This is a genomic window from Streptococcus sp. Marseille-Q3604 (assembly GCF_916619785.1).
Lineage (GTDB): Bacteria > Bacillota > Bacilli > Lactobacillales > Streptococcaceae > Streptococcus.
Genome location: NZ_CAKAKM010000001.1, coordinates 728403 through 743257 on the forward strand (window position 1 = coordinate 728403; position 14855 = coordinate 743257).

A 14855-nucleotide genomic window follows, 5' to 3' on the forward strand; every position below is an offset into this window, starting at 1 on the left:
CTAGATAAATATCTCAACTTAAAAAATATTACTCAATATAGATTGTAACCATAGCTCCATTATTTTCATTAGAAAGTTTCAGTTCCCAATCATGAAGTTCTACGACTCTTTTTACAAAAGATAACCCTATTCCAAAATGGTGATTTTGAGAGTCGTTTCCTGATTGATTATCTTGGTAAAAGAGCGATCCTACATTATCAATCATATTAGCCGAGAACCTTGAGCCATCATTCCAAACCGATAAAACAATCTTATTTTGCTCAGATGATAATTTTATAACTATCCTTGGCATCATTGATTGACTATAGGACATTGCATTATTCACAAGATTAGTAAGTGCTCTTAAGAATAATACTAAGTCAATATGAATAGTAGTATCAGATGGGGTTTCATTCAATACTTTTAAGACACAGGTCCCAGTTGTCAGAGGAGTTAATTCTCTAATCAAACATGACGCAAGCTGCTCCGAAGTAATATGCTCTTTATTGATATTATCTTTATAAAATGTTTTTGAATATTGAATAAATTGATTAAAATAATTATCTAGCTGTTGACTTGAAGATTCGATATCTAATAAGCATTGAGTTAACTCAGGAGACAAATCAAATGTCTGAAGATACTCAGCATTACCTGAAATTATTGTTAGAGGTGTCTTTAAATCATGTGCTGCGGAAGACACTCTGAACATTAGCTCTTGCTTTTGTTTCTTCTCTTTTTCAAGCATCTTTTGAATTTTATCCTGCATCTTCATAATATGTTCTTTTGTCTCAATAAATTCAAATAACCTTAGTGGCTTAGAGTATTTGTTATTGTCTGAATATAAGCTTTGTTCATATACTGTCTTCATCTCTCTCTGAATTTCATATAGAAGTTTTTGTACATTTCTTACAATTATAACAACTAAAATGACACAAAGATAAATCCACGAGCTAACACTAAAAAACATAGTAAAGCTATTCACATTGTTAGCATTAATTCCTTCAACCGCTGTAAATAGGGTAGGAATAATGTAAAAAAAACAAATACATAACAAAAATTGAAAAATAATTTTCAAATAAGTTGCTCTTATCAACTGCTTTAATGTTATTGATTTTGCCATTTATATCCCCCACCCCAAAGAGTTTTAATTGGATCAATACCATAAGGTTTCAATTTTTGTCGAATCTGATAGATATACTCTGTAATACTTCGGTACTGAACTTCTGAACTTTGAGGGTACAAATATTCATAAAGCTCCTCTACACTAAAGATTTTAGTTTGATAGGTAAACAACAAATATAATAAATCGAATTCCCTTCTCGAAAGAGAAATACTATTACCGTCTACTATTAATTCCTTTCCTACCCTATCAAATTGAAGTAAACCACTAGTCTCAGTATCTCCGACAGAAAGTAGCCTTTTATCTCTTCTAATATGCATTTTGACTCTTGCAACCAACTCCTTCATACCGAATGGTTTGGTAATAAAATCATCTGCACCTATTCCAATAGCTTCAACAATATCTTCTTCAAGGTTTTTAGCAGTTATAAAAATTATGGGTGTTTGAATCTGACTTCTGATACTACTACAAATATCAATACCACTCACTGGCATCATTATATCCAGTAAAATCAAATCAAATCCTATGAAGTCACATAGGTTAATATCTTCGACAGAATTTCTAGTTTCAACTACATAGGAGTTTTTCTCCAGAATATTCTTAATCAATCTTAAAATTTTTAAATCATCGTCAATAACTAGAATTTTTGACTTTACCATTTTTTCCCTCGTACGTTTTGAATATATTGTAACATAATTAAAAATCGAAAATACATTTCAAAATTAGCATATAATTGATAATTCAATAAATTGAGTTTCTACCAAATCTCAATAATGCTCATTTTTAAGTAACAGAATATGTGCTCCAAAGTCTTGTATCTATTTTTCAGTCAATCTATCTAAATTCGATGTTGTCTCATCTAAAAAAACAATCTTTATTTGGGTTACTTTAAAAATTCCTTTCTAATAAGGCAATAACTCGTAAAGAATAATCCAAAAAGCCAAATTATAAATACAATAAAACGCATTATAGAATAGTTTGTATGTATTAGCTGAAAAACTAAATCATATATTATTACACTTGAAGCTATTGGTAAAACCCTATCTATAAAAGGCAACACGAGTATAGGAAATAATAGCAAAATTGCAAGTGCAATCATTGAATTACCGCATAAAAAGGAAAAAGAGTAACCCGCTAAAAAGTATACAACTGAACCAAACAAGTAATAATAAAAATTTACTTCACTATGAATACCCTGACTAAACATCATTACTATTAAACCTGCTAATACTGACTGTGTTAAACATTCTAGTAGATCTATTAATAATATGTATAATGCTGCCTTCACCCTACTTCCGTTGTTCAGGTAAACTTGCTTATAACTTTGTGTCCTCAATTCTACACTTGCATTTAAAACTCCATTCCCTAAAAAAGAGAAAGATATTATAGTTAATAAAACAGAACTGTTAAAAGTGATAGAATCTTCATTAACTTCGAATTTTAGATATCTTAATAAACTTATTATAATAACAAATACTAACTGAAATAATAAATAAACCTGTATAGGTAATAAACTATATTTTTTATATAATAAGCTATGCAATTGGCTTTTCATTCTTCTTCCCCCATTTTATTTTTTCTAAATAAAATAAACAAATCGTAGTAAGGAAAGTTTCAAATAATAGAAGAATCGCTCCATATAATTGAGTTGTCTGACCGGCTTCGACCCTACCAAAAGCAAAAGACTTAGCTCCAATTAAAGGTAATAAATTATCTAAAATAGGAGAAATTGCCTTAAGTATGCCTGATAAAGAAAAAACTAACAATAAAACTATCACAATCAAAGAAGGAATTGATCTTTTTGTTATTTTTACAAGTAATAGAGAGAGTAAATTAAGTGTAATTGTAAAAGCTCCTAGTCTAGTGATAACATCAAGCATTAAACCTATAGACAGAATACTTTGTAACTTACTAACTAACATGAATTTTAGAAGTAATGCATTTAATAAAAACAACGTAAAGGTCGTCATTATTGAAATAACAATTATACTAAATATCTGTGAAAACAACCTTATTTTCCAGTTAGCACAAATTAGTGATGAAAACTCATCCTCACCAAATTGATAATCAGTTGCTAGAATTAATGCTGACAATATAGGCAAAAATAACACGGTTGCTTGATAAGGAGATGATAAAATAGCATCTCTCACCGTTCTATAAGGAGTCTCAATTACATTTTGATCAATATTTACTGAGTTGGCAGCACCAGTGTGTAGTGCATTAATGACTTGAATATTTTGATAGGTAAAAAACAAACTAACTACAACTAAGATAAAAAATCCCATTTTAAATAAAGTTAGATGGCTATATTTATATAAATACCCCTTTATAACTTGACTTAACATTTTATACTACTCCTCTCATGTACAGAGCTAAAATAGGCGTTTTCAAAACTATCATATTGCTTCAATACTTGCTCACGTTTGTCATTTAGAACAACATGACCATTTGAAATACCTACAACTCTATCTACGGTTAATTCAAGTTCGCTCATATAATGGCTAGTTAATAGTACTGTTTTTCCTTGTTTCACAAAGTCTTTGAGAAACTCTCTTAACCAACGGATTCCCTCTGGGTCCAACCCATTAATAGGTTCGTCTAAAATCAAAATATCTGGGTCTGCAAGTATTGCTGTTGCCAAGCCTAATCTTTGCTTCATTCCTAAAGAATAATCTTTGATTTTCTTCTTACCAACATCTTTTAATCCAACAATTTCTAAACATTCAGTACAACGTTGCTTACTTAGTCCACAAGAAAGTGCAATCCATCTTAATTGCTCATAACCAGTTCTACTTGGATAAGGTTGATAACTATCTAAAAAAGTTCCTACTATTGAGATTGGCTCAGCTCCTAACTCACTATATGTTGTTCCTAAAATAGTTGCCTTTCCACTATCAGCTGACTCCAACCCTAATAGTATTTTTATTAGGGTTGATTTCCCAGAACCATTAGGTCCGATCAAACCAGTAATTTCACCTTTATTAGCTTGAAAAGTTATATTTGATAATACAACTTTGTCATCGTATGTTTTATTTAAATTAGTAATATTAATCATTTTGTTTTCCTTTGACGAATAGAACCTTTTGAAATTTCATAAATTAATGCTTTCACCAATAGGCTTATTATCAAACTCCACCCATGCATATGCATTATAAGGGGAAGTTTTAAAATCTGAAACCCAATCTGGAGAATATCTTGTTATAGTGAAGGTACCTTTCACTATAATTGTAGTTTATCAATATCTTTTCGGAAAAAAATCAGAGTTAATAGTTTTACATATTTTTAATAAAAAAATGTTCTGAGATAGTCTTTAAACATCTTATTTTAGATAAGAAACAATCCACAAAAAAATCCCAAGTGCACAATGCAACTTGAGATTTTCTTTCTGTCTGGGCATGCCTGAGTCATTCAGGTCTTTATATTATTTGTCTTTTTGATCTTTGTGATCTTTCTTATTTTTCTTCTTACGTCCGTTGCGGCCAAGTCCTAGACCTGTTACCGATACGGTGAAGCCTGCGATATTGATGGTTTCTTCAATCTTACCTTTGCTTGCTTCTTCCTCATTTGAGAGATTAATTGGCATCTTGTGTTTAGAGCCTTTACCCTCAGCTTGACTTGAAACAGGTGCTTCAAAGTCATCGCCTGGTCCATAAGTGACTGGTCCCTCATGAGATTCCACTTGCTCTTCGACTTGGTCGAGAACTTCTAGATCTTGAACCTCTTCAACAACGATATCGTCTGCCTTGTTTTCTTTAGGTTTACCATTGATATCGCCTGTAAGCGGGATATAAACAACGGTTTCTTCAAGGTTACGTTGACCTACTGTCTTACCTTCAACCTTGTCCTTATCAGCGCTATAGCCTTCTACTTCTGGTGTGATAACTGTTTCAAACTGACCTTTATTTGAAGTCCAGTAGCTTGAACCAAGCTCTTCACCTGTAACCTTATCAATGGTCAAACTACGTGTCCATTGAGCGGTTTGGATGTTATTAGCAGGAAGTTCTGCTTGTCCATCGCTAGATGTGTAGAGAACTGTGAAGGTTACATCTTTAATATAGCTTTCACGTTCTGGCCATTTAGCTCCATCAGGATTTGCTGGGTTGATTGGTGTACCGGCTTCTTGGATGTTATCTGGACCTACTTGAACGGTACCATGACGAAGGGTAACCATGAAGTTTTGGTCAACATGTGAATCACCATCAAAGATAACACCGTTTGTGAAGCCATCTGCAAGGAGGGTATAACCACGGTCACTATAGTACTTGATACGCTCGATTGTTGAGTAATCGATAACTTCGCCTGATTTACCAAGCAAGTCAACCACTTCAAGTTTCTTACGAGTTGTGCCATCAACATAAGTAACTGTAGCTTTCTGAGCATCCTTAAGGTAAGTTACTACTTCCATGATTTCAGGTGTTTCTACAGAAACATCTGTCATTTCAGCTACTTCCATACGGTCTGGTGTAAATCCAACAACCTCTGGAGAAGGAACAGCTGAGAAGCCAGCTTGAGTACTTGACCATGCTTCATAATTGATAGCACCTGTAACAAGGTTAACGTTAGTCAAACGTTTGAAATCAAGAACTTCAACGTAGTCGTCGCTAGCCAAGCCGCCTTCTTCGAAGACATACTGGATTGTACGTGTCACATCGGCACGGTTTTCAAGCATCTCTACGCTATTTGGCCAAACTGGACTATTAACATCGTTTGGATCTACGACTTCACCTGCAACTGGTGCTGGCATATCTGGGTCAATAAGAACCAAACGTTCACGAAGAACAACTTCGAAGACTTGATCAAAGTCAGAATCACCATTGTAAGTGTGGTCAAAGGCTGCCGCATAACCATCGTTGACAAGTTCATAACCTTGTTTGAGCAAGTTTGCAATTTGTTCATCAGTAGAGTAGTCAATCTTCTCACCTGAGCTTCCGACGACGACATCACGAGTCAATTCGGACTTATCAAGCTCATTCATGTAAAGGATAATAGCTTTTTGCTCATCCTTAGCATAAACCACGTTGGTATCTTGACCTGGGTGTTCTGGAGTAATAAAGGCCTTTTCAGAAATGTAACCAAGAACATCTGGAACGACTGTTTCCATAGCCATGGTTGGATCTTCAGGATCGTTGTTGTAGCTTGGAGTAGGTGCATTTTCAATAGGTGTACCATACTCATCTACTGGAATAATCTTACCAAGCTCTGTATAAGTTACTGTATCTTCCACTTCTGGAAGGTCTGGGCGAACTTCAAGACCACCAGCTTGACGTTTATCCGCATAGAAGCCATCTACAACTGGAACTTCTACGACATCATAAGTGAAGCTGTCTTGATCCCAAGTGCTTGTTTGTTCCACTTGGTTAAATTTACCGTGGAAGCTGAAGCTATCTTGAATGTTGATAACTGGATCTTTGTAGCCTGCACCTTGGAAGGTAACCGTTTGTTTCGTATCTTGCGTGATATCATCCAAGATTGGCTCGTAAACCAAGGTTTGGTCCATGCTGAGGTCAATTGGCAATACCAATTCACTTTCAGCTTGGTAGCCAGCAACTTGTGGTGCTGGTGTCTCAATAACTTGCGTAGCATCTTGAGGATCATTAGCATAATGAACTGGCTCTGCATCCGCGATTGGATTACCAAAGGTATCAACAGGGATAATCTTACCAAGCTCTTTATAGGCAACACTATCTGTTGCTTCTGGTTTATCAGGTGTAACAACCTGCATACCAGCAACTGCCTTGTCCGCAAAGTAACCTTCGATAACTGGAACATTGACCTTAGCGAAAGTATAGCTGTCTTGATCCCAAGTGTAAGTATCTTCTGCTTGGTTGTACTTACCAGTGAAGCTGAAGTCAGACTGAATATTAACAGACGGTGTTGCTTCGCCAGCACCTTTGAAGAAGACAGTTTGCAAGGTTGGTTGCGTTACATCTTCAAGGATTGGAGCGTACTCAACAAGAATATCGTCTGTCAAGCTCTCAGGCATGACACTTTGTTGCATTGGACGGTAACCCGGAATGTGAGGAACAAGAGTCTCACTAACCTTGGTTGGGTTATTAGCATCGTTGTTGAAGGTTGGCGTAGGCACGTTTGGAATCAAGCGTCCATTCGCATCAATAGGAATGATTTTACCAAGCGGAACGTAGGTAACGGTTTCTTCTATATTATCCTCAGTAACATCTCTACCCTTAACCTCTACTCTATCCGCAAAATAACCTAAAACAACTGGTGCATAGATATCATAATACTTGGTTTTGTTTGGAGACCACTCTGTCTCATCAACAAGCTCACCTGTAACCTTGTCGAAGGTAAGAGTACGCACCCAATAAGCCTTTTGCACATCAGCATTTGGCAAATCCGCATTGCCATCTGTACTTCTGTAAAAGACTGTGAAGCTTACTTCTTTTTCGTAAGCATACTTAGATGGCCATTTAGGTCCATCTGGATTATTAGGATTGATTGGAGTATCTGGGACTTGCTCATTTTCAGGTCCCACCTTGGCAACATCGTGTTGCAAGAGGACGAACCACTCTTGATCATCAATATCTTTATCATCAAAAATGGCATCTTTAGGGAATTCGTCCTGAATCAAGTCATATCCCATGTCCTTGAAAGTCTTGATACGTGTTGCTGTCCCGTATTCAATCGCTTCACCCAATTCACCGGTCAACTGGTCACTAACCAAGTAAGCACCGGTAGTTTCATCAATATAAGTGATGCTGGCTTTCTTGAAAATTTTACGATACACAACCGGAGTGTCCGCTCCTGGTTTGTTCGGTACTACACTTTTAATATCTGTCATATAATCTTGAACAGCTGGTGTTGCTGTCTCACCCGCCTTTCGTGGATCTTTTTTGTTATTGTTATACTGCTTAGTCAAAGCACCTGGAATATATTCCCCATCTTCTGTCACAGGGATAATGCGTCCCAATTTCCTATAGGTCACATGTTCCGTTACCGTTGGCACATAGGGCGTGACAACGTTAAAACCCGCTTCCTTTTGGTCAGCGAAATAGCCCTGGACAACTGGTACCGATATCTTAGGATAGGTATAACTGTCCTTGTCCCATTCGATTAAACCAGTCTTCCTATCCCTAGTCCCTGTGAAGACATGGTTTTCCATGACTTCAGGATCTGGAGTTTGCGAATCCGCTCCTTGAAAGATAATCTCCTGCTTGGATGGAATCCTCACGGTTTCCGATTGAGCATGATTATCAAAGAGAACTTCGTCAGCTCTGGCAAAATCTAATGGAGAGGGGGCACCATGGTCAGAGCGACTTTTTGGGTTAGTCAATAATTTAGAAAGATCTATAGTATCAACTAAATCAGAGTGCGCTGATTTATGTGCAATATGCTCTTCGGCAGTTCTTGCTGCTGCTTCAGTCGCATCTTCCCTATAGGCTCTCAAAAATACTCCCCCTTTCTTCTTTTTATGAGAAATAAAATCCTTTACTTGCTAAGTTCTCATGGAAATCTTTTCTATTAAGATTTCATTTTCCCTCAGAGAAGCTAACAAGTTCTTATTAAAGATTAAAATTTTTGATATCTCTTATATATACTATAATACGAGAATCGAATTTTTACAAGTAAGGTGTAAGAACTTTAATCATTTTAACCCCTAAGTGAAAAAATAGTGTTTTAATGTGCGATATCTATCAAGTAGTTTACGAAAGTGATATCAAAATGAGATTACACCTATAACTTAAATGATGAGTCTTTAATGATATTTTCTCTCCCTAGAGACACTCTTACAAGAAATACACTTAAAACGATCACAACTACTTCTCATCTTTGAAAGTCTAGAGCCTTACCTTAGTTGTAAGGGAACAACCTAAGAGAATGACACAGACAAGGTCCGTGCCTAGTCCTCGACTATGGAATGCCAATAAATAACTGGCATTACTCCTAGTATAGATTGACTTTGACGCTTCGTCAATAGATTGGAACCATTTAATGAAAATCCCTAAATTCAAAGTTTTCTCGTATTAAATTATGTATTAATAATAGTTATTTGGATTAGGCTATTTTGATATCATCCTTGGCACCAAATAGTCAGAGGTATTTTCACAACTAACTCAAGAAACGGGTTAAATTGACTATTCACAGTCCACATCTAAGTCTTTACGGAAACCCAGTTACGCCATAAAAACCGAGACTGTTGTCTCGGTTCATACAGTTTGGAAACGATTAGATTTGACCTCGGCCTTCACCGTCAAAGTAAACCCACCATTCTGGACTTACTTCAACCCAACGGTTAACTGCCATTTCACCTGAATTTGGATCAAAGTAACGAACAACACCGTTTACGCGAACCAAATGACCTTTGATTTGTTTACCATTTTTATCAAAGAGGAGATTTTGACCATTGATATTAACCATGCCTTTGACAGCATTACCATTACCATCGAAGTAATACCAGCTACCATCAATTTCGTGGAATTGATTGCGGTAGAGCTCACCTGAGTTTACATCATAGTAACGAAGGTTACCATTTACGTTTGCCAAAGCACCCTTGACCTGACGGCCATTTTGATCAAAGTAGAGGTTTTGACCATTGATGTTTTGTGAACCTTTTACGGCTGCTCCATCATTATTGAAATAAGCCCAAACACCCGGTTCAATTTCAGCAAAACGGTTGCGAGCCATTTCGCCTGAGTTAGCATCATAGTAACGGATAGTGCCGTTCTCATTAACGGTACGACCTTTAACTTGGACACCATTGTTGTCGAAGAAGAGTTCTTGGCCATTAATGTTTTGGTGACCTGTTACACGTTTACCGTTACCATCATAGTAAGCCCAAACGTTATTACCAATTTGAACGAATTGGTTACGTCCTGATGCATTATTATTGTTATCTGGTTTTGGATCTTGTTTGCCGTTTGCATTCAAGACACCGTTTTGGTCATAGTAGAAGACTTGACCTCTGCGGTTTTGACGGTAACCATCACGCAACTGCACACCATTAGCGAGGAAGAAGTATTGTTTACCATCGATAGTCTTTTCACCGATTGCCATGCGACCTGAGTTATCAAAGTAGTAAACATTTCCGTCGTTATCTTTGATGAAGGCATTCTTAGCACGTTTGCCATCGTTATAACGATAGTAAACACTGCCCCAGCTCTTCTCGAACTTACCACTACCATCACCGTTTTGGTTGTCGTTGTTAGTTGATTGGTTGCTTCCGACTACTTTTGGAAGGCTAACTTTACCACCATTTGTACCATAGTAACCACTTAGACCATTCTTAAGCACGTACTCTGAACCACGGTCAAGAATGTTAGTACCATTCATGTACTTCGCAGACCACTGTGTAATTTTCTCGTCAGTAGTCATACGTTTACCAGTAGAGATTTGAACACGGTCAAAGATTTGTGGGTAAAGACGTTTCAATTCATCAAGGAAGGCACCACCATATTTACCTTGGTAGTCGTTACCAAAAGTACGTGTCTTAGCAGCATAGAGGCTATGATTGATGATTGCGCCGTCTTTAGTTTCACCATAGTTATTAACACGAGTTGCAGTGACCACTTCATCACCCGGAAGGTTGTAGATTTGGTCTGGAACCCAGTCAGCAATCGCTGAGATACCTACAGCGTGGAGCGATTTAAGAGCTGCTTTCAAGTCAGCCAATGAACCGTACTTGTTGTCCTTACTCATACCAATATCATAACGGTCTGTAAAAGCATAACCATTTTGGATGACTGAGTCAAGGAAGCTACCGTCATCACTTGAAACGTATTGTGGGGCAAATTCGAATGATGTGATCCCCCATGATTTGAAGAGGTTTGCATTTTCAGCAATCTTCTTGTTAGTGTATTGTGATGAGTCTTGGACGAAGTCTTGGAAGTTAGAGAAACCTTCGTAGATAACTTGTGAATCAAGGGCAGCATTTGATTCGTAAACCAAACCACTGCTGTTCTTTTCTTTACTTGGTGCCACACGCACGTCTTGAGTTTCAGAAGCACCTACTGGTACCCAAACCGCAAGGTAACCATCAACTTGAGGGTTACGAATACCACGGATTTCGCTTGCATTAAATGTCAAATTACCGTTACCATCAGTGTATTTGACAATACCGTTAGCATCGCTGTCATTCAAGTAAGTAGCCACACCATCCTTTGTTGTCAAAAGCAATGGGCGATAAGCTTGGTTACGGTGAGCCACACCCATGTTAATAGTCAAGTTACTTGTCAAACGAAGGGCAGGTTGGTTTGAAACGATAACTGCCATACCTTGGTTACGTGTTTCTGCTGTACCAGCATCAGAAGCACTGTTAGCCCCTGTACCATAACGTACAGAAGTCAAGACACCTGCAGCATCCCAACCATTAGTATTACCATAACCGATGTAGTTAACCTTCATATCTTGACCACCAGCTGCATAGCGGATACGGCCTTTCAAGAGGGTTTCAATAGCATCGTAATATGGTGATTTTTGAGCCATATATTGACCATCATCTGTGTACATGTCTCCATAGTAAACACGTGGCACAGTGTCCTTATGCGTAAGCATCAAGGCATATGCTGATGGGATATTATATTGTGTGTACTGCTTGTTAGCACTACGCATGTCTCTGTTGTAGATTTCAAAGGCTTTCTTCATTTCATCAAGAGTGAAGGTATTCCCTGTTGATTGAGGGTTGATTTCATTTTTGATGATTTGACCAATGATTGATTGTACCTCAGAGTCGTGAGCACGCACAAAGGCGTAGTTAGCCATACGTTTAGAGTTTTTACCACTTTCAGAACGGTCATTCATACTATTTGAAATGAGTGGTTCAACTCCTGAACGGTTACCGATTGGACGCAAGAGTGAATATACCAATGCCAAGTGCATAGGGTCATCCATTGGCAATTGAGCACCTTTAGTGTCTTCATTGTAGTATGGGTCATTGTGAGACCATGCTTCCAAGATAGACATGTGTTTAATGGCTTGATCTTGACTTTGATCAGCACCATATTTAGCTTTGAAGTAATCTGAAGCAATTTGGAGAAGGTCGGCATTGACATTATCCACGGCATCGACACGAACACCATCGAAGTTTTCATCTTCAGAACCACCAGTGATAGTACCGATGTTCATGATGTAGTGGAGCCAGTTCAACTGCTCAGCTTGAACCGCAGGGTTTGAGTTATCGATATCATTAGCCAACAAGAACTCGAAACCACCGTTGCTTGTATCCTTAGTATACTTAGGATTGCGTTTACCTGTTTGGCTAGTTGGTGTGCGGTTCAAGAGACGATAGTCAGAGTTAGCATGACTTGTACGACTATCGTTGTTATAGAGAAGGGCACCACCTTGCAAGTGATCGCTGTTATCAAGATTTTCAGAAGTTGAATTCCAACCTGGTTGGGTCTTCACGAAATTTTTGATAGTTGTACGCAACCAGTCAGTGTTGCCTTCACGCGCAATACGTTCCTCAATACGCTTTTGAACTTCAAGCGCTGCTTGGTCCATTTGAGTTTGTGAACTGTATGATGTGTAGGTTTGATTCGTACCAAGACCTTGCTCCTTCATGTAGTTAAGGTAGCTTGCTTGGACAGCCTTGCTTGGCCACCAAACCGTAAGCAATGGACGTTTGTCATTTTCACTTGAGGCAGTCCACTCTTTACCGTCTTTCAAGATTTCTTTTGGACGGTACCATGTGTTGGCAGTGAAGTAACCGTCAACAAGTTCGATATCTTTATTAGTTGTACCATAAAAGGCATTTTTATCACCATTTACAGTAACGTTTGTGTTTGTGCTGTCAGCTGATGAACCTGTTCCGCCGTTCTTGTCGAAACGGTAATCTTTTTGGTTAGACAATTCACCGGTCTCAGCGTTGAAGTATTGGCTTCCGCCGTTACGTTCAAGGACATAGTTCTTACGAATAGTACCGTCATCTTCAACATAGTATTGTTTTCCATCAATTGTTTTGATGTGGCTTGGACCATCAGTTACAACATTGTTAGTTGCTGGAAGGTCGTTATTTACTACTGTGACCGTATTGTTAGCATTGTTATTATTACCAGCAACTGGTGTGGCACGACGGCCTCCTGTAGGACCACGGCGGGGACCAGTCGCACGACGTTCACGTGTCGCTGCACGGTCTGTAACTGTTGTTGTATCAGTTGTAGTATTGTTATTTGTTGTGTCAACAGCTGTATCGTTGGCTGCTGTTGTATCTGTTGTAGTTGCCGCACGATCAGAGACGACTGTCGCTGCCGTATCAACAGCATTCGCTGCAACTGTAGTTGTTGTATCAGTTGTCAAATCGAAAGTTGCTGTTGGAGCTACTTGGTCAGTTGCGGCATTGTTTGTCGTTGCAACTGCTGTAGTTGGATCCTGAGCAGCCGTTGTATCGTTAGATACAGTACCCGTATCAACAGTAATATCGGGGATGGCTACAGTAGCATCTGTGTGTTCATCGGCCTGAACGACACCGTCGTTAGTCCCTAAAGAAACCGCTGAGACCGCACCGAGAGACAAACCTGTCACTGCGATGGTTACCCATTGTTTCTTAACTTTGTGCATTTTATAATGTACTTTTTTGTCCATAATAAAAAGACTCCTTTTTCCCATTTATAGCTTCATTCTAAATCATTGAAAGCTTTTTTTCAATAAGATTCGATAAATTTTCATAATTTTTAGAAAAGTCCTTTTATTACCTTAATGACATTAGTTTTAAATGAGTGTTTTGGAATATAAAAATACTCATTTTTGTGTTGTTGAGAGAAAGATAATTGATAATCTCTAGCTATTTAGAATGATTATTGATAAGGTGTTTCTTTTAATGGGATTACAAGGAAATCTAATGAAAATTCACAAAATCCTTAAGGCACTTCTCTCAAAGCGACAAAAAATACCATCCTTACCAAACCATTAGGTCTGTTAAGATGGTGTCTTTTTTAGTCTAGCTTCTCATATAAAAACTAAATTCTAACTATCTAAGCCATTCATTACTTACTGAGGTGTAAGGGCTTTAAATTGGGACCTATAGTGCCAGTAAGAAAGCAGAACACGAGCAACAAGCCATCACATAAAAATGTCTCAAAAGCCTATCAATCTTGCTGAAACTAAGGAAAAAAGGAGTATAATAAAGGTGAAAGAATTAACCTATTTAGACACAAATAGAGGGGTAGGTGAGAAAGATGTCAGTACAACATACAAACTTCAACACAAGCCAAGATAAGGGTAAGACTGGTCAAGAGTTCAATAATCAAGAGCTCATTAAGAAGAATGCTCCAGACAACAGGGCTGCTTCTATTTTCCTTGCAGTCGCCTTTTATTTAGCCATAGTCTATCTTGTCTTATTCTTGCTCTTAGGTCTGTCAAATCCTTGGGGAATGCTTATAATAATTTTCCTAGCACCTAGTTTGATTAGTTTTATCATTGCAACTATTTTAACAGGTATTGGTCGTAAAAAAGGTAATAAAAACTTCTTATACACAAGCATCATTTTTTATATAGCTTCTGTCCTTTTGGCTTATGACCCTGACTGGGGAGTTTTTCGATTTATACCGATTCTGTTAACTATTCTCGTAACTGTGGGAACAGTGATGTATAAACAAGATAATGAGAAAACCAACAAATAGGAGTCCATGTTTAAGTGGTCTCCTATTTTTATGTAGTCGTTAGTATTTCAAAAGGTTTGTTCCATTTTGAAACTATCACAACATCTCCAAATCAAAAAACACCTTCTAGCTAGAATGGTTAGCTAACATGAAGGTGTTTTTTTGCGCTTATCTGAACATTGCAAAGACTATTACAATTCTGAAAT

General features: G+C 37.6%; 8 protein-coding genes. 1 reads left to right on the forward strand and 7 read right to left on the reverse strand.

All coding sequences use genetic code 11. The features are described 5' to 3' along the window. Window positions 1–28: 28 nt before the first annotated feature. The 7 genes from LG375_RS03190 to LG375_RS03220 form a co-directional block, all read right to left on the reverse strand. Window positions 29–1099, reverse strand: coding sequence for a sensor histidine kinase (locus LG375_RS03190; RefSeq protein ID WP_225745273.1), 1071 nt, complete (start codon window positions 1097–1099; stop codon window positions 29–31). Beyond that, a complete protein-coding gene (locus LG375_RS03195; RefSeq protein WP_145517557.1) occupies window positions 1084–1758 on the reverse strand; it encodes a response regulator transcription factor in 675 nt (224 codons plus the stop codon). Before LG375_RS03195 ends, LG375_RS03190 begins: the two co-directional genes overlap by 16 nt. Before the next feature lie 224 nt (window positions 1759–1982). Then, window positions 1983–2654, reverse strand: a complete 672-nt coding sequence (locus LG375_RS03200; RefSeq protein WP_002891342.1) for a hypothetical protein — start codon at window positions 2652–2654, stop codon at window positions 1983–1985. Further along, window positions 2635–3444, reverse strand: coding sequence for a hypothetical protein (locus LG375_RS03205; protein ID WP_037600665.1), 810 nt, complete (start codon window positions 3442–3444; stop codon window positions 2635–2637). Before LG375_RS03205 ends, LG375_RS03200 begins: the two co-directional genes overlap by 20 nt. Then, window positions 3438–4154 (reverse strand): ABC transporter ATP-binding protein, encoded by a 717-nt coding sequence (locus LG375_RS03210; RefSeq protein ID WP_037600663.1) that lies wholly within the window; start codon window positions 4152–4154, stop codon window positions 3438–3440. Before LG375_RS03210 ends, LG375_RS03205 begins: the two co-directional genes overlap by 7 nt. A 366-nt stretch (window positions 4155–4520) precedes the next feature. Continuing rightward, complete coding sequence (locus tag LG375_RS03215; protein WP_225745274.1) at window positions 4521–8504, reverse strand: mucin-binding protein; 3984 nt, start codon at window positions 8502–8504, stop codon at window positions 4521–4523. Between the two features lie 779 nt (window positions 8505–9283). Further along, window positions 9284–13633: a glycoside hydrolase family 70 protein gene (locus tag LG375_RS03220; protein ID WP_225745275.1), complete on the reverse strand. Its 4350-nt coding sequence runs from the start codon at window positions 13631–13633 to the stop codon at window positions 9284–9286. 593 nt (window positions 13634–14226) lie between these two features. On the opposite strand from LG375_RS03220, the gene LG375_RS03225 reads away from it, so the two are divergent. Further along, a complete protein-coding gene (locus LG375_RS03225) occupies window positions 14227–14670 on the forward strand; it encodes a hypothetical protein (protein WP_225745276.1) in 444 nt (147 codons plus the stop codon). The last annotated feature ends 185 nt before the right edge of the window (window positions 14671–14855 follow it).

Coding starts and splice junctions, on each gene's coding strand:
- LG375_RS03195 (WP_145517557.1), bottom strand. CDS start 1,758: ATGGTAAAGTCAAAAATTCTAGTTATTGACGATGATTTAAAAATTTTA.
- LG375_RS03190 (WP_225745273.1), bottom strand. CDS start 1,099: ATGGCAAAATCAATAACATTAAAGCAGTTGATAAGAGCAACTTATTTG.
- LG375_RS03205 (WP_037600665.1), bottom strand. CDS start 3,444: ATGTTAAGTCAAGTTATAAAGGGGTATTTATATAAATATAGCCATCTA.
- LG375_RS03200 (WP_002891342.1), bottom strand. CDS start 2,654: ATGAAAAGCCAATTGCATAGCTTATTATATAAAAAATATAGTTTATTA.
- LG375_RS03225 (WP_225745276.1), top strand. CDS start 14,227: ATGTCAGTACAACATACAAACTTCAACACAAGCCAAGATAAGGGTAAG.
- LG375_RS03210 (WP_037600663.1), bottom strand. CDS start 4,154: ATGATTAATATTACTAATTTAAATAAAACATACGATGACAAAGTTGTA.
- LG375_RS03220 (WP_225745275.1), bottom strand. CDS start 13,633: ATGGACAAAAAAGTACATTATAAAATGCACAAAGTTAAGAAACAATGG.